This is a genomic window from Leptospira venezuelensis (genome assembly GCF_002150035.1).
In the GTDB taxonomy this organism is placed as follows: Bacteria; Spirochaetota; Leptospiria; order Leptospirales; family Leptospiraceae; genus Leptospira_B; species Leptospira_B venezuelensis.
In genome coordinates, this window is record NZ_NETS01000008.1 from 190,478 (window position 1) to 207,503 (window position 17,026).

Consider the following 17,026-nt stretch of genomic DNA (forward strand, 5'->3'; position numbering starts at 1 on the left):
AGAATAGGGAAATCACAAATATGGAACAAAAAAATTCTTTCTGATACGAATTTGTAAAAAAGAAAAACGATCTGCAATCCGAGATCGTTTTATTTCGAATATCTGTTAGTTTTTACTTGGAAATAAATTTCCGAGGTCGAATTTACTTGTAACCTGATTGTAATAATATTGTAACAATAGATTTAGATGTATAAATTCGCTCCATTCACCTATAATCAGTTTGATCTGTATTTTAAGGCAATCTGGCCTGTCCGGGCAATCTCTTGGATCCCATATTTTTGCATCATTTCCATAAAATGTTCCACCTGTCTGGTATTTCCGGAAAATTCTATGGTCATTGTGGTCTTTGTCAGATCCGCAATCTTCGCTTGGAATACTTCGCAAATAGAAATGATCTCAGTACGATTTGAATCTTCTACCTTAACCACAACAAGTACTAGCTCCCTGCTAATACAGTCATGATACGCAAGATCCTCTACTTCAATCACATCAGGCAATTTTAGAAGTTGGCGTTTTACCTGTTCTACTACTGAATCATCCCCTTTGACTACGATTACCATATTCGAAATTTCAGAATCCTGGGTAACACCTACCGCGATGGAATCTATATTATAACTTCTTCTGGTAAATAGACCGGACACATGGCTCATCACTCCAGGATGATTGTTTACCAAAATTTTCAGTATATGTTTCATTTTTTACCGGCCCGAACTGTGTCGGAAAATTCAATCATGTCTTTTTGAGATTTGCCCGCAGGGATCATAGGGAATACTTTTTCTTCCGCAGGGATCATAACTTCTAGTATTCTTGCATCATCGTCTTCTAAGAAAAATTCCAATGCTTTGTCTATTTCGGATTTATTAGAAATTCTTAATCCTTTTATGGAATAAGCTTCTCCCAATTTTACGAAATCTGGATTATAATTCCATTCAGATTCGGAGAATCTTTCCTCATAGAATAGTTCCTGCCATTGGCGGACCATTCCTAAGAAATTATTATTAAAGATCAGGATCTTAACCCCTTTCTTGTACATCGCGATGGTAGCTAATTCCTGGATATTCATTTGGATGGAACCATCTCCAGAAACGCAGATCACTGTCTTATTAGGGTTTCCGAATTTAGCCCCGATTGCTGCAGGAAGACCATACCCCATTGTGCCAAGTCCACCGGAAGTCAGCCAACGATTTGCTTCTTCAAAAAGATAGTACTGAGCGGCCCACATCTGGTGTTGTCCCACATCTGTGGAAACAATTGCCTTCCCCTTACTTTTTTCGTATAATTTCTGCAAGAAACCCTGAGGTTTAATGGTATCAGTAGTATCATCAAACTCTAATGGATGGTTCTTCTTTAATGTGTCTAAGAATCCAACCCAATCAGGGCGATCTACCTTATTTATTTTTGGAATAAGTGCCTTTAGTACTTCTTTCAGGTCTCCATGTAAAAGATAGTCTACGGAAACTCTTTTATTAAATTCTGCCGTATCTATATCTATATGAGCGCGAACAGCATTCTCCGCAAATTCTCCAGGTTTAGCAACTCGGTCATCAAACCTAGCTCCTAAGTTTAGAATATAATCACATTCTAATACAGCTTTATTAGCATAAGCTGTACCATGCATTCCTAACATCCCAACGGAAAGTTGGTGAGTCCCAGGAAATGCTCCTATTCCCATAAGCGTTGTGGTGACAGGAATATTTCCCTTCTCCGCGAGCTCCCTGATCTCTTTGGAAGCATTTGCATTGATTGCTCCTCCTCCCACATAAAGAAGAGGACGTTTTGCTTTATTCAATGCTGCCGCAAATGAATCTAGATCTCCACCGATCGGAGGTTTTTGATAATGTCTAGAATCTATTTTAAGTTTATCTACTTTTCGAACGGAAGTAAGTTCAGTTTGTACATCCTTAGGAAAATCCAAAAGAACTGGACCTGGTCTTCCACCTAAAGCGACTAAGGTCGCCTCTTGGAAATGGCGAGCAATATCATCAGCGGACTTTATAAGTGCATTATACTTCGTGATTGGGATTGTAATCCCATAAATATCCGCTTCTTGGAAAGCATCCGTTCCGATTGCATTGGTGGCTACTTGTCCGGTGATCGCCAAGATCGGAACAGAGTCTAGTTTTGCATCAGTAAGTCCGGTTACAAGGTTTGTAGCACCAGGACCGGAAGTGGCGATACAGACTCCAAGTTTACCAGTTGAACGTGCATATCCTTCTGCCATATGGATGGCGCCTTGTTCATGGCGGACTAGGATATGTTTTATTTTAGTACTTTTATATAATTCGTCGTAAAATGGCAGAATTGCTCCGCCTGGATATCCGAAGACGATATCCACTCCGTATTCTTCCAGGAGTTCGACCATCAAACGGGCACCGGAGATTTTTGCTTCGGTTTTCGGCATCTTTCCCTCGTTAGAATCCATTCCATGCGAAGTAAGGGCCCTGTCAAGAAGGAAGAATGGACTATAACTTTCGTGTTATTTTATGCGCTGCAAACCGGCATTTCTCGCTTTTTTTCTAATTTCAAATTTTCTTTACGGATTTAGTACCAAGGAAAACCTTTACTCATCCGTCAAAGTAATATTAAATAAAAAATTGAATGAAGAATCTACCGGATCTTCTTTCTAAATTTAAAAAGGAACTTCGGTCCTATGAACGAGCCTATTGAAAAACCCCAAGCAGGAAAGGAAGAAGAAGATTCACATTTTGCTCAGATCAAAAGTTTAGCAAAAGAAGCATACCGTTTTCTGGATAGCAGACAATGGGACAAGGCCGAATCTAAATTGAAGGAACTTCTGGCTAAAGAACCGAGTAATACTTATGGTTTAGTCGGGATGGGAGACCTTCATTTTAAACGAAAGGAATTCAGGCAAGCTCTGGATTTTTATAACAGATGTATCAAAGAAGATTCATCCAATAAGTTTTCCCTGATGGGACTTATGAACTGCTATAGAGAGATGAACCTACTCAATCGGGTCATCGAAGTAGCGGAAGAATACAGGCATATTACTATCACCGACGCATCCATCTTAAGTAGAGTTGCGGACGCTCATAGAAAACTTAAAAACTTTAAAGAATCAGAAGTATATTACATGCAGGCATTGCAGATCAATCCTAAGGATCAGTATGTGATCGTAGGTTTGGGGCATTTATTCTTCGCCTGCCAAAGATATAAAGACGCAATCAGCTGGTGGGAAAAACTTTTAGTGATCCAACCGGACAATATCAAAATCCTAACTGAGATCGGAAACAGCTATCGTAAGATCAAAGATTTTGATGAGGCGATCCGTTATTATCGCAGAGCTGCGGACCTAGATCCAAGGAATTTCTTTGCATTGTATGGTTTGGCAGAATCCTATCGTGGTAAAAAAGATTTTCGCAAAGCAAACGAATTCTGGGAAAGAATTTTGGAATTCGATCCTGACAATAAACTTATCATCAATAGATATGCAGATAGTTTAAGAGGTATGGGAGAGTTCGATAAAGCATTAGAATGTTTTAATAGAATTCTTTCTGAAGGTGAAGATTATTTTGCGCTTCTTGGAAAAGCTTCTTCATTAAAAATGAAAGGTGCAAGAGATAAGGCAGAAGAAATTTATGTGGATCTTCACAAAAAATTCCCGATGGATCCTCGCCCTGTTGTAGAACTTTCGGAACTTTATTCCGATATGGGAAAACGGGACGAAGCTCACAAGTTATTAAACGACTTCCACAGAAAGCAGCCTTTAAACGAAGAAGTAAAACAAAAGCTGGATTCTTTCTCAGAATAATTCAGCCATTTATTTCGATTCGATTTTTCTCCCTCTCTATAAAATCAGGGAGGGAGAAAATTTCCTCTACTCCATTCTTTAAGTATTTCGCCTCCGCATCCCAAACTCCATCCTTTCTAGTCAATTCCACATGATGGTGCCAGATATTCCCTTCCTTGTCGGAAAAGATGCGGGGAACTCTGGCTGGATTTAGGTATAGTGTACCTTCTTCCTTTCTTTTCCATATTCTAGTTTTTACCCTTAATTTTCTGGAAGAATGGTGCATATGTCCCGCAATCACTACCTTCGGTCTTTTTTCTTGGTTTGAAATCTTACGGACAAAATTTCCGAGATCCTTGTCTCCAAAATCCCCTTCTTCGGTTTTGAAATCACAACCCCAGATATCATATGCTCTGTCTCCCAAGCCAGAAGGACCATTATGCGCAAGAACGATTAGATCTTGTTTTTGGAAGTCAATGCCCTGGATCAATTCGTTCAATTTTCTTTCAGATTCTTCGTAAGAAGAAATTCCAAATACAGATTTGATAAATAGCTGAAAATTAAACCGGGCGCCCATTGAAAGTGGTCTCGCACCTAAAATAAAAAGACCTTCTCCTTCCTCGAAAAGATTGTACTGGCAGATACGAGTATCACCCAGATCCTTAACTAACTTTTTGTATCTTAGAAGATGAAATGTATGACTTAAGTAACCCATGTTAGGTGAAGCATTTGTAATCTCCATTAGCAATTGAGGAATAGAAGTTGTATCATGATTTCCTAAAATGAGATACTTTGGCTTCCGAACTTTAGAGATCAATTGGGCAATCTTATTTGCATTCCCTGGCCTATTGTTTCCAAGATCTCCGGTGAATATCACGGAATCATAATTACTTTTAGAGAAGTATTCTGTGTCGACCCAGGTCCAGAATCCATGTATATCGCCCACTACAGCGATCCGTTTATCAGAAGAATCAAATATCAATTTTATATTCCTAAATTTTAGGTTTCGCCACAGTGGCTTTTTAAAAGAAACTTTTTTAGATCATACTAGGTCGAAAAAAAATCAACCAGGATCGCGCATGAAAAACATAAACAAGGAAATTTCCTTATTCTCCGCAAGGTTTCTGTTCTTAACAGAAGGTTTAGGTTATCTGATCGGAACTCCATTCGCGATCGTATTTTTGGTCCATTTTATGGACTTGGATCTGACCGGAGCGAACTCTCTTTGGGTCGTAATGGGAGTGATCTTTATCCTCGGACTTGTTACAAGTTCACTTTCTTCTTTTTATAAAATAAAACCATTACGAAAATATTCCAAACAATTTGCAGAAGGTGCGGTAACAAGGGAAACAGTCATGGCTGCTCAAAAAGCAGTCTTCCGCCTACCAGTTCTTCATGCAGTAGATATACTCGTCCGGATCTGGATTGGAGGGGGGATATTCGTAGTTTCTCTCGGGATTTTTCTACCTATCAGTAAAACAGATTATTCCATTCTATTGGGACTGATCGTATTCGGTGGCCTTTGGAGCGCTGTATATTTTTACCTAATCACTGATTGGTTAAAGGATAATTTAACAAGAACGGACCTATTCGGTTCTATTTCTCTAGAATCCTTGGTTAAACTAAATCTGACTAAAACCCTAGCATTGATCTTCTTTTCCATCGTCCTAGTTTTAGCAATCGGAGTTTCTCTAGTAGTTTACAAACTCAATTATGAATCTCTAAAAAATGCTTACACCAATCAAATGCTGAATGTGGCTCAAACCCTTGACCTTCTTACACAGGGTATCTATGAAGACACGGAAGAAGAAGCTGAACTTATTATTCGAAACAAAACCTTAGGTAGTTTAGTATCTCAGAAAAAATGGAAAGAAGCGGAGAATTTACTAAACAATTTTTTAGGATCCAGCCAAAGATTTGAAGGGATCGCAGTTTGGAAAGAAGCTGGAGATTGGTTCTCCCATTCTGTGGGAACCGGAACCTTAGCAAGTAGTACTATAGTTCCATTAACTACCGCATTTCAACTTCCCGGAGCAGACGAAATACGAAATACAAATAAGGAGAAGGCATTCTTTTTTAGCGAACCTTCTAATTCTACTCAAAATGGTTCTCCTGTCATCTTGTATATTAGAGAATTTGAATTAAATGATGGATCCAAGGCCTTTCTTGTGTTCTCCGTTCGGATAGGAGATCTGACCAATAATATCGTTCAATCCATAAAGATAGGAAAAACGGGTTATCCGGGACTCCTTACTCCTAAGATGACCTTCTTAAATCATCACAGCGAAAATATGAGATTAAAAAAAATGGAAGATCTTCCTTTTGCAAAATCATTCATAAACGCACAAGATGGAGTCCCGATCAAATACGTGATGGATGGAGCCTATAAATCCATGCTAGTCCATACGAATAAAAAGTATGGATTTAGATCTTTCGTAACCATAGTAAATGAAGAAGTTTCTAAAGAAGCAATCTCCACTATCTTCTACATGTTAGCGATTTCATTTAGTGGGCTGTTTATAATCGGATTTATCATTTATTTCATTCTATCCAAAAGTTTAAAACCGTTGAGAGATAGCCAAAACCTGATCGAAAAGATGTCTGAGGGAGATCTGACCCATAAACTCACAGTTCTTTCCAGAGATGAGATCGGAGAAATGGCGATCAGTATTAATGAATTCAATCGCAAAGTAAAAGGGGTCCTTTATAAAATTTTTGATGCATCTCATAGTTTAGCAAATTCTTCCGAAGAAATGTCAGGAACTTTAAAAACAATCTCTGATAATGCACAAAGCCAAGCTGCTGCCTCTGAAGAAATTTCGGCATCTATCGAGGAGATCTCCGCAGGAATGGATGCGATCTCTTATAGAACAAAAGAACAAGTCAGTCTTTTGAACTCTCTGGATTCGGAGATGGTAGAATTTTCTAGTTCTATCCAAGCAACTTCTGAAAACCTGGAAAACACTCTCACTCATGTAAAAGAGATTACAGACGAGGCGAGAAGAGGCGGAAAATCTCTGGAATTAACTGACCAAAGTATCAGGAAAATTTCTCAGAGTTCCGACCAGATCACAGGTGTGATCGAAATTATCACAACAATCTCAGAACAGATCCATCTTCTAGCTTTGAACGCAGCTATCGAAGCTGCAAGAGCGGGTGCCGCAGGAAAAGGATTTGCAGTAGTCGCCGACGAAATCTCAAAACTCGCGGACAAAACGTCTGAAAGTATGAAGGAAATAGAAAATATCATCCAGGCAAACGAAACTGAGATCGGGATCGGAGTCAGCAATATCCGGGATACGGTAAGTGTGATCGGGGGAATTATCCAGAGAATAGAAACGATCTATATCCGAATGAATGAGGTATCTTCCGTGATGGGAGAACAGCTGGTCCGAAATAAGGTAGTGAACAAAAAAGGCCAGGAAGTAAAGGAAAGATCAGAAGGTATCCAAACTGCAATCCAGGAGCAAAAGCTGGCTATCGAAGAAATTTCGAAAACAATTTCAAGTATCAACGATCTGACACAATCTAACGCTTCTTCTACAGAGGAATTGAGTTCGGGTTCTGTAGGCCTCGCACATTTATCTGAGGATCTGAAAAACCAAGCAGAGTACTTTCATTTTTGAAAATGCTCTCCCGAATTTTAGGGAGATAAATAAGATTTCGAAACTTAGTTGCATTTTAGAGAATTTATTCTAATTTGCGCTTATATGGAATGGGAAAAGATCTTAAGGGACTCAGTTAGGGACGGTTCAATCAAGGAATTGTATCTCAGGAGAGTTCCCACCCTGAAAACCTGTGACGACTGGAATAAGGTAAAGGAAATAGGTCTGATCGATCATAAAACCAAATACGCCCATTATAAGGGTGGATTAGTCAAATTTGGGGAAGGTCTTTTTTTCGTGAGCGAAGAAAGGCTGCAAGCCCTGGCTCCATTCCGCAAATGGGAATTCAAAACCAAAATCAAAGTCACCCCGGACTGAAAGCCGCAGAGAGCAAAGAGACCCAAGGATTTTTGCACGCAGAGACGCGAAGACGCAGAGAGAAACTGATTTAAGTTTTTTCTGTTTTTTAGAATTTTCTCACAACAAAAGATATAGGAATCAAAAAGAAAACGACTTATTAAATTCCAAAACTCCGCGGCTCTGCGCCTCCGCGTGAGAATGCTCTAAGTTATCTTATCTAGTTAAATTGATGATCAGGTTTAGTTTTTCTGCGACTGTGATCACGTCTTGGACGCGGGTTTTGTCTACAAGCACTGCGGTTGGTCCAATCTCATCCAGAACGATCTTCTTTCCTTTGATCTGCCCAAGCAGAAGTTCCATCACGTTCTGGTCTTTTGTGCGAACAAGAACACAGTCTTCTGCAACTTCTACAACAGGAAGGTTTCCACCCCAATCTTCTAATAAGAATAGAAGGTTTTGGGCAAGTTCCGCTCTGCTGGATGCTTTTAAGAAGTCCACGAATTCGTTCGTTTTGTATCCGAGAAGAATTCCCAATTGGTATGCTTCTTTGGTTAGAACAAAAGTATAAACTCTATCGTAGTCTTTAAGTTCTGTGAACGCTTTTAATAAATGAATTCCGTAAATAGAAACTTTTTCAGGGAACGCGATCACGGAGAAGTCCGGGTTGATAGTGATTCCACCCTTCTCCGTAACTCCTGCAAGCTCTCCAGTTTGGAAGAAATATTCTCCAAGTTTAGAAAGAGTCAGGAAACGGTTCGGGTATTCTACTTCTAATAATCCGAATAAATGCAAATAGAAGATCGCACTCATGATCTCCTTACGAAGATCTGCCAGATCAGTCTGGAAGTTTTTAGTGCGGAAACCAGGACTGAAGATCAAATGTTCCCTGATAATATTAGAGAAAATAACGGAAAGATGGATACGTTTGGACTTGATAATCAAGTTCACACATTTGTCCAAGATCATCTTATCGTAAAAAGGCATTTCCGTAGGTTGGAAAACTTCCGGAGGATTTACCCTTTTCATTCTAGCTTCGTTCACCTCATGGATGACGAGTTTCATGATCTCAAATATATCCTTTGCCAGGAAACCATCCAGGTCCCCTCTCAAGATGATATTTTCGCCTTTGATATCCGCCAGGTTCAGAAGTTTCAAAATTGGAAGTATAAGTTCCATTTGATAGATCTGGCTTTTCTCAGGAAAGATACTGATGTCCGGATTTAATAATTCCTGCTCCGTTCTTTTATGATCCGCCTGTTTTACTTTGCCGGATTTGGCCAGAACCAAGCCCTTTCTGCTAATATAAGAAAGTAACTTCTTTGTATTTAAGAAGAAGTCCAACTCGTTCGTAGCGAGTTTTTCTTGTCTTTGGCGAGTTCCTTTTTTAACGGAAGGAAGGATCGGATTATTTTGGATGTATTTTAAAAGTTCTTCAGGAAGAGCAAAAATTCTTACGAACTTCTCCTCTACGAAACAAACATCTGCAATCATTCCTTTTTCAACTAATGCAGGAATGATTGTCTCGTATTTGCCTCTGCTCATTACGATAAAACTTCTGATATCGTCTGCGTCAGCAGCACCACCGCTTAGATAGATCCTGACTACAGTATCTCTTTCCAATTCGGATAAAGATACGATAGCTGACTCATACGCCTCGTCGGAAGTCGCGTGAGTGATAAATTTGCGAATGCTATCTATCTTTGCAGGAGCCTTAACCGCCTTTTTCCATTCGTTGGAAATATCAGTCAGTTTCTTGCGATCTAGAAGTTTTTCGACAGAGACCTTGTATTTATCCCCTTTCAGGTTTTGGTCTAAGGAAACAAGTGCAGCCAGCTCGTCATAAGCATGATACTTATCCAGGTTATTGGTAAGTCTTTCTCTGTTTTTTCTTTGGTATACGAGCTGGTATTTGCGGAGAAGGTTAAGTTCCATCTCCACGTTGATTGGTGGAATGTTTACTTTACGAGAGATTTCTCCCAGAGTAAGAACATTCTTATTTTTTAAGATAGAAGTATAGATATTAACTTGGAGAACAGTGAGCTTTTCCAGCACACCTTTGAGATAAAACTCATCCAGAAAACTATCGAAAAGGAACTTAACGTTCTTATTCTTTTCTTTGAACGGAAGCTTTGGAATGTTCCAGAGAGATGCGGTCTTCTTTAGGTCATTCAGTTCGAGTTTTTCTAATTCTTGCAATAAAACCGATTCGCCGCTCATACCACTGACCGAAATTCTCGTTCGAAAGCCATACTCTAATTCTCGCCGCTCCCGTAAACCAAAATACGGTTTTCTCGACGGAAGATGATCAGGTAGACCCAAGTACCTTTCTTCAGGTTCCTTTATCCTGATTAGGTTCTTTTCTCCCTGATTTGGATTGTGTTCCTTTCAAGTTCTCTTAATCTGGAGCTGAAATGCCAGGATTCCTAGACCAACTTCTGCAAGGGGTAAACAGTGCTAGTCGTATAGTGACCAGTAGTTATGTTTTTTCCACCAAAACCATCCTACTTTTAAAGGATTTAGCTACAGGAGGAAGTGGATCTCGTAATATTCCAGTTCGATTGAGAGAAGCGTTTGAAGAATTAGGCGCAACGTATATTAAATTAGGCCAATTTATTGCCTCGGCCCCTTCTCTATTCCCGGAGGAGATCGTAACGGAGATGCAAAAATGTTTGGATTCCGTACGACCTCTACCTTTCTCAGATATCCAAAAAGTATTAAAAAAAGAACTGGGTAAAGATTACCAAAAATTATTCCAAAGTATAGATCCAGTCCCAATGGCATCAGCATCTATTGCACAAGTCCATTCTGCAGTAACCAAAGACGGTTTGGATGTAGTAGTAAAAGTGCAAAGACCTGATATAGAAAGCGCGTTAGGAGCAGATTTAAATCTTCTATTCTTAGCCTCTAAACTATTCGAAATATTTGTGCCTGGTCTGAATAAATCAGGACTTTCTGAAATGGTAGGAATGTTCCAATCTTCCATCTTAGAGGAAATAGATTTTATAAAAGAAGCAAACAATTGTGAAGAATTCGAAAGATATCTTCTATCTTCTGGAGAAACAAGAGCAAGAGTTCCTAAAATTTACAGAGAACTCAGCACCAAAAAGGTTTTGGTAATGGAAAAATTTTATGGAGCTCCGATCACAGACGAAATTTCTTTACGAAAATTTAGTAAAGATCCCTCCAGGACACTTTCAGACGCGCTTGAGATCTGGTTTTCTACACTTTCTAAATCGGGTTTTTTCCATGCAGATGTACATGCAGGAAACCTAATGATCTTAAGGGACGGTACAGTAGGTTTTATAGATTTCGGGATCGTAGGAAGAATTTCCTCTAAGGTCTGGGAAGGTCTGATGATCTTTTTAGAAGGTCTTGCATTGAACAGAACGGATCGTATTGCGAGTGGTTTAGTTCGTATGGATGGAACCGCCAAAGGTGTAGACGAGAAAAAACTAGCAAAAGACCTTGAGACCGTTTTTGATCAAATGAGTAAGATGGTCCTGGATATCCAAATGGGAGAATTGGATGCTTTGGATGAGAAGAAGATGAATACTATCCTTTTTGAGTTCAGAGATATTTCAGATCGAAACGGATTAAAGATCCCCAAGGAATTCGGGCTTCTCGTTAAACAAATCTTATACTTTGACAGATATATCAAATCTTTCGCACCGGAATTAGATCTGATCCGGGACAGGGAAAAATTTATAAAATGAAATCCAAACTTTTCGAATTAGAAGAGGGAGAGTCCGGAAAAATCACCGGAATAAAAAACGAATCCGGAAAAACGGGACTGGTCCGAAATCTTTTAGATATGGGATTTCTTCCCGGAACAAAAATCACCGTGGTCCGTAAATTCCAAGACCAAGATAAGATGATCGTAAAATTAGGCCTTGTCCGATTGGCCATTCGAAAATTAGAAGCGGATCTTTTGGAATTGAATTAGTTTATGAAATTATTAAATACCGAATTACAAACTCAAGGATCTAAAACGGAAAATTTCCGAGTCTTACTGACTGGAAATCCAAACTGCGGTAAATCTACATTATTCAATCGATTGACTGGGCTTAGACAAAAAACAGGAAACTACCATGGAGTCACCGTAGAAAAAGCAGAAGGGATCCTTCATACAGAAGATAGAACAGTTAACATAGTAGATCTTCCGGGAGCATATAGTTTAGGCGGAGAATCCGAAGATAAACAGGTAACGACCCGCATCTTGCTCTCAAAAGAAACAGAAGACAAATTGATTTTTGTATTGGATGCAGTTGCAATTGAAAGAGGACTCCAATTTTTATTGCAGGTATCTTCTCTCAAGATCCCAATGATAGTCGCAGTCACGATGAACGATACCTTAGAAAAAAAGGGAGTTCATTTAGATCTTAAAGTTTTATCTAAGGCATTCAAAGTTCCTTTTTATTTTGTAAATCCAAGATCAGGAGAAGGTGTAGAAGTTTTAGAAAATGTTTTAACTGATCCTTCTGCTTATAAAACCCCAGACCCGGATTTTTCCTGGGACAAAAAACGAACCGCTTTAATCGAGTCAGTACTTTCTAAACTTTTGGTGGACGATCCGGATTCGGTTCGATTCGTATTAGAAAATAGTTTTAAAGAATTTAGTGGAGAAAGTTTACAAACAGGGCTACCTTCTTCTAATTTTTTTCCGGAAAAAACGCGTGAATTCATTCGTTCTGAATGGGAAAAATCCAAATTAGAATTTTCTTATGGAGAAGAACTAGTCCAAAGATCCATCTGGATCAAAAAACTTTTATCTAAAGCAGTTTCTGGTTCAGAAATCGCAGAAAAAGGGATCTTAGGATTTGCTGATAAAATACTTCTGCACCCAATCTGGGGACTTACAATCTTCTTAGGGATCATGGCACTTGTTTTCCAATTCTTATTTACCTGGTCCGAAGTTCCCATGGATTGGATAGAAGCAAGGATTGGAGATCTTGCGGATTGGACTGGGAATTATCTTCCTGAGGGGCCGGTGCGATCTCTCATCCAAGAAGGAATGATAGGAGGAGTCGGAGCAGTTTTAGTATTCATTCCTCAGATCAGCTTATTATTTCTATTCATTGGGATCATGGAAGAAAGCGGGTATATCGCAAGAGCTTCGTTTCTAATGGACAGGTTCATGGGAAAATTTGGACTTTCCGGAAAATCCTTTATTCCATTACTTTCCAGTGCAGCATGCGCAGTTCCAGCGATCATGGGAACTAGAACAATTGAAAATAAATCTGATAGACTTACTACAATCTTAGTGTCTCCACTAATCACCTGCTCTGCCAGATATCCGGTTTATATTTTGGTAATTGGGACAGTCTTTTCTGCTGAACCGGTTTTCGGGATCTTCTCCCCTAAAGTCCTAGCGTTATTTGGCCTTTTTCTGTTAGGGATGTTTGCTTCAATGGGAGCAGCTTTCTTATTCAAAAAAACTTTTTTTAGATCAGAGCCTGCATATTTTCTAATGGAACTTCCCAGATACCAGTGGCCTTCTCTCAAAAGTTTATTTTTTACAGTTTATAAGAAGATCAGAGCCTTTATAGGAAACGCAGGGAAAGTAATTTTATTCATCTCTATCATACTTTGGTTCCTAGCAAATTATCCAAGGGTAGAAGGCCCTAAAAACGAAGACTTAAATCCTGCACAAGCCAAGTCCTTACAAATCTCAGAATCCTATGCGGGAAGAATGGGAAAAATGATGGAACCAGTCTTACAACCGATCGGTTTCGGCTGGAAGATGGGGCTTGGGATCATTACTTCATTCGCAGCGAGAGAAGTAATGGTATCCACATTGTCCATCGTATATGGAGTCCAGGGAGAAGATTCGGAAGATGAAAATCTAAGGTCAGCGCTTAGAAAGGATAAAGATCCGGAAACTGGAAAACCGGTTTGGACCATTGCAAGTGCGTTAAGTTTACTCGTATTTTTTGCATTTGCCTGCCAATGTATGTCTACTCTTGCGGTAGTAAAAAAAGAGACAAACTCTCTTTTCTGGCCATTCTTTATGTTCACATATATGACAGTTCTTGCATATACTTCCTCATTTTTAGTTTTCCATTTTTCTAAATTTTTAGGCTGGAATTGATCATGATTAAAAGACTGCCTGCAAACCTTAAGATAATTATATTTTACTCTTTTTGTTTTTTTGTCCTTCTAATCATTTTTAGATTTGCTCTGCTGTTTATCTATTTGTCGAAATTGGGTAATTCCCCGATTAGCGAAGTGATTATTTCCTTTTTGATTGGAGTACGTTTCGATCTATGTGTGATCTCCATAGTTGTCGGATTATCTTGGATCTTATCTTCTTTTCATTATCCAAACCGTTGGACAGTCTACAGATACATTTGGGGAATCCTACCAATTCCATTATTCTTATGGATGACTGGTCATTTGATCGGTGACACCATCTATTTCGGAGAAGCGGACAAACATCTGGGTTACGAAGGATTTGTTTTCTTAGGAAAAGATCTACTGATATTGATAGAAGCCGGAATTAAGAACGATACATTAACAGTAGTTTTGGGATTGATCGGGATATTCACAGGACTTCCTGCGTTAATTTACCTTTTTATAAAGCATAATGGCTACCAATACTCACCTGAAAATAGGAACAAAGAATTAGTACAGATCCCGATCGCTATTATCTTATTACTTTTTCTTTTTCGAGGAGGTCTACAAGCCAGGCCTTTACGATCCACAGAGGCAATCCATTCTGAAAATCCTTTCTTAAACCAACTCCCCTTAAACGGAGTATTCACAACGATTATGGATCTAAAATCCAAATCAATTCTTCCTGAACTGCAAATGTCTAAAGAGGAATCAATTCGGATCGTACAGCAAGAAATCGATTATCCAGGTGCAAAATTTATAGATCCCGAATATCCAATTTTAAGAGAAACCTCAGAAACCAGAAAGGATACTCCTCCAAATATAGTTCTCATTCTATTGGAAAGCTGGACAGGGAAATTTCTGAAGCCGAACGGAGATGGTATCGTTGGGGGAAAAGAACTTGCTCCTAATTTTAATTCTCTAGCAAAAGAGGGCAGATATTTTTCTAGATTTTTTGCAACCGGAGGAAGGACAGTAAATGGACTCATGTCTGTTCTTACAGGTATTCCGGATCGTCCAGGCATCACAGTAGTACGAACGCATCAGGTTTTAGGAAATTTTGGAGGCCTCGGATCTATACTAAAAACCCTAGGATATTCTACATATTTCGTGCACGGAGGCGATGTAGGATTTGATAATATGAGTTTTCTTTTTCCTCATTGGGGTTTCGATACAATCATAGGAAAAGAAGAAATCGAAAAAACGGGAAAATATAAATCAGGTGCCTGGGGATTTTATGACGGAGATGTATTAGAAGAACTGCATGAAACCATCTCAAAAGCGAAACAACCTTTTGCAGTAGTCAGCTTAACTCTAACCACTCATTATCCTTATCAAGTTCCAGAAACAGGACAAAATCCTTTTCCGGAAACCATGAAGGATTCTGATTATTTCAATACCTATGCGTATTCGGACGAGTCTATAGGGAAATTTATGGAGAAGGCGAAGAAGTCCCCCTATTTCCAAAACACTATCTTTATATTTGTAGCAGATCATACACACCATCGAGATTTAAATCCATTCGAAGATCGTAATATTCCACTTTTAATCTATTCTCCTAAATATGTTAAGTCAGGATTGGATCCTAAACTTTCGTCTCAATTAGATGTGATCCCAACTATCTTAGGACTTGTTGGCAAGAAAGTAAAATTTTCTTCCTTTGGTAAGGATCTACTTTCTAATTCGCCAGTGCCCCAAGACAACGGTTCTTATTTTGCGTTTTCCAGTGTGATTGGTTGGATTGAGAACGAATATGCTCTTTATAGATCCACAGAAGGTGAACTCAGAGAGGCTTATCCAATGCCTTGGAATATAAACAAATCCAAGTGTGTTTCTATGAAGGAAACCTGCGATGAATATGAACGAAAGGCAAAAGCGTTTTTAAACCTAAGTTATGAGCTTCTGAATACAAATCGGATCTTCCCAGAGAAATAAGGTTTGGCGAAAGATCTCCCCACCCTTCCTGGGTGGGGGCCGGTGCGGTGGTACCTTCGCAACCCATCTCCTAAAATCGGAAATTTTTCCATCAATTTTCATAAAGACGGTTTGTAGGAGCTCCTACAAATATTTCCTTTTTAATTTCTTGCCTTCTCACCCAACATGAATTCCGAGAGAAATCCTTCCCTTTCCGGCCGGGTTTACCGATCCTAGTCTTAAGGGTATCACCCTTTTATTTCAGGAGAAAGAATGTCTTTTTCGAAAAGTTTTCGTTTGGAAGAAAAATGGGAGATCGGTCCGGATTCTTCTCCCTTTATAATTGCTGAGATCGGATTGAACCATAATGCAGATCTGGAATTAGGAAAGAAAACGATACAGGCTGCGAAGCAAGCGGGAGCGAACGCAGTAAAATTCCAAAGCTATACGACTGAAAATTTTTTAGACATTAAAAATCCAAAGGCAAAAGTCCTGGTGGATATTTTCCAGACTTACGAACTTTCCGAGAAACTACATATTGAATTCCAAAAAACTGCAAAAGAAGAAGGCCTCTTCTTTTTCTCTACTCCTTTGGATACAGGAAGTGTCGACCTTTTAGTGAACTTAGGAGTGAAAGCTCTTAAGATCGCGAGCGGAGATATTGTGAACAAACAACTTCTTCAAAAATGCGCAAGCACTGGACTACCTTTATTTTTATCCACCGGAGCCGCAGAAGGTTTTGAAGTCATTCGCGCGTTAGAATATTTGGAATCCGAAAAAGTTAAAGATCTTGTGTTATTCCATTGTGTTTCGCTTTACCCTACTCCTCCTGAAAATGCAAATTTACAAACCTTGGAATATTATAAAAATATCTTCAATGGTCCTCTAGGTTTTTCAGACCATACTGCCGGAAGCCTCGCAGGAGCATTGGCAGTTTCTCTCGGTGCATGTGTTTTAGAAAAACATTTTACTTTAGATAAAACACTTCCCGGTCCAGATCATACAATCTCCGTAGATCCTTCTGAGCTCAAATCCTATGTAGAAAATGCAAAACTTGCATTTCAAATGAGAGGAGAAAAGAAGAAGGTAGTACAACCTCAGGAAGCAGGTGGAAGATTTTTTGGAAGAAGAGGAATTTACTCTGATCGAAATGGAAATCCTATCTCACTTCGCCCGGACCTGAGCCAAGAAGATAAAAGATATTTTGATTCATGGAAGTTAGATGAGGCAAATTCCATCGTCAAAGAAGGTAAAGGACCGAAACCAGGAGAATCTTTCTCAGCTTAAT

12 protein-coding genes are annotated in these 17,026 nt (G+C 39.1%); 8 read left to right on the forward strand and 4 right to left on the reverse strand.

Annotation, left to right across the window (positions count from 1 at the left end; all coding sequences use genetic code 11):
- Positions 1–215: 215 nt before the first annotated feature.
- Positions 216–695: an acetolactate synthase small subunit gene (ilvN, locus tag B1C82_RS04990; protein ID WP_086446512.1), complete on the reverse strand. Its 480-nt coding sequence runs from the start codon at positions 693–695 to the stop codon at positions 216–218.
- Positions 692–2,401 carry a biosynthetic-type acetolactate synthase large subunit gene (gene ilvB / locus B1C82_RS04995; RefSeq protein WP_199775811.1) on the reverse strand — a complete coding sequence of 570 codons (1,710 nt, stop codon included), beginning with the start codon at positions 2,399–2,401 and terminating at the stop codon, positions 692–694. The genes ilvN and ilvB overlap by 4 nt, the downstream gene beginning before the upstream one ends.
- Positions 2,402–2,650: 249 nt before the next feature.
- On the opposite strand from ilvB, the gene B1C82_RS05000 reads away from it, so the two are divergent.
- Complete coding sequence (locus B1C82_RS05000) at positions 2,651–3,769, forward strand: tetratricopeptide repeat protein (RefSeq protein ID WP_086446514.1); 1,119 nt, start codon at positions 2,651–2,653, stop codon at positions 3,767–3,769.
- 1 nt (position 3,770) lies between these two features.
- On the opposite strand, the gene B1C82_RS05005 is transcribed toward B1C82_RS05000, so the two are convergent.
- Entirely contained in the window at positions 3,771–4,730 is a 960-nt protein-coding gene (locus tag B1C82_RS05005; RefSeq protein WP_086446515.1) for a metallophosphoesterase, read from the reverse strand.
- A 97-nt stretch (positions 4,731–4,827) separates the two neighbouring features.
- Between B1C82_RS05005 and B1C82_RS05010 the strand changes: the two genes are divergently transcribed.
- The gene (locus tag B1C82_RS05010; protein WP_086446516.1) at positions 4,828–7,374 is read left to right on the forward strand and encodes a methyl-accepting chemotaxis protein; all 2,547 of its coding nucleotides are present in this window, start codon (positions 4,828–4,830) and stop codon (positions 7,372–7,374) included.
- A gap of 84 nt (positions 7,375–7,458) precedes the next feature.
- Positions 7,459–7,731 (forward strand): hypothetical protein, encoded by a 273-nt coding sequence (locus B1C82_RS05015; RefSeq protein ID WP_010515454.1) that lies wholly within the window; start codon positions 7,459–7,461, stop codon positions 7,729–7,731.
- A 195-nt stretch (positions 7,732–7,926) separates the two neighbouring features.
- Here B1C82_RS05015 and B1C82_RS05020 read toward each other — a convergent pair whose 3' ends face one another.
- Positions 7,927–9,930, reverse strand: coding sequence for a helicase (locus tag B1C82_RS05020; protein ID WP_086446517.1), 2,004 nt, complete (start codon positions 9,928–9,930; stop codon positions 7,927–7,929).
- A gap of 194 nt (positions 9,931–10,124) precedes the next feature.
- On the opposite strand from B1C82_RS05020, the gene B1C82_RS05025 reads away from it, so the two are divergent.
- From B1C82_RS05025 to B1C82_RS05045, 5 genes are all read left to right on the forward strand, one after another.
- Positions 10,125–11,426 carry an ABC1 kinase family protein gene (locus tag B1C82_RS05025; RefSeq protein ID WP_086446518.1) on the forward strand — a complete coding sequence of 434 codons (1,302 nt, stop codon included), beginning with the start codon at positions 10,125–10,127 and terminating at the stop codon, positions 11,424–11,426.
- Positions 11,423–11,656 carry a FeoA family protein gene (locus B1C82_RS05030; protein WP_008592751.1) on the forward strand — a complete coding sequence of 78 codons (234 nt, stop codon included), beginning with the start codon at positions 11,423–11,425 and terminating at the stop codon, positions 11,654–11,656. The genes B1C82_RS05025 and B1C82_RS05030 overlap by 4 nt, the downstream gene beginning before the upstream one ends.
- 3 nt (positions 11,657–11,659) lie before the next feature.
- Entirely contained in the window at positions 11,660–13,801 is a 2,142-nt protein-coding gene (gene feoB, locus B1C82_RS05035; protein WP_086446519.1) for a ferrous iron transport protein B, read from the forward strand.
- Positions 13,802–13,803: 2 nt separating this feature from the next.
- Complete coding sequence (locus tag B1C82_RS05040) at positions 13,804–15,759, forward strand: LTA synthase family protein (protein ID WP_086446520.1); 1,956 nt, start codon at positions 13,804–13,806, stop codon at positions 15,757–15,759.
- A 252-nt stretch (positions 15,760–16,011) separates the two neighbouring features.
- Entirely contained in the window at positions 16,012–17,025 is a 1,014-nt protein-coding gene (locus B1C82_RS05045; RefSeq protein WP_086446521.1) for an N-acetylneuraminate synthase family protein, read from the forward strand.
- Position 17,026 lies beyond the last annotated feature (1 nt).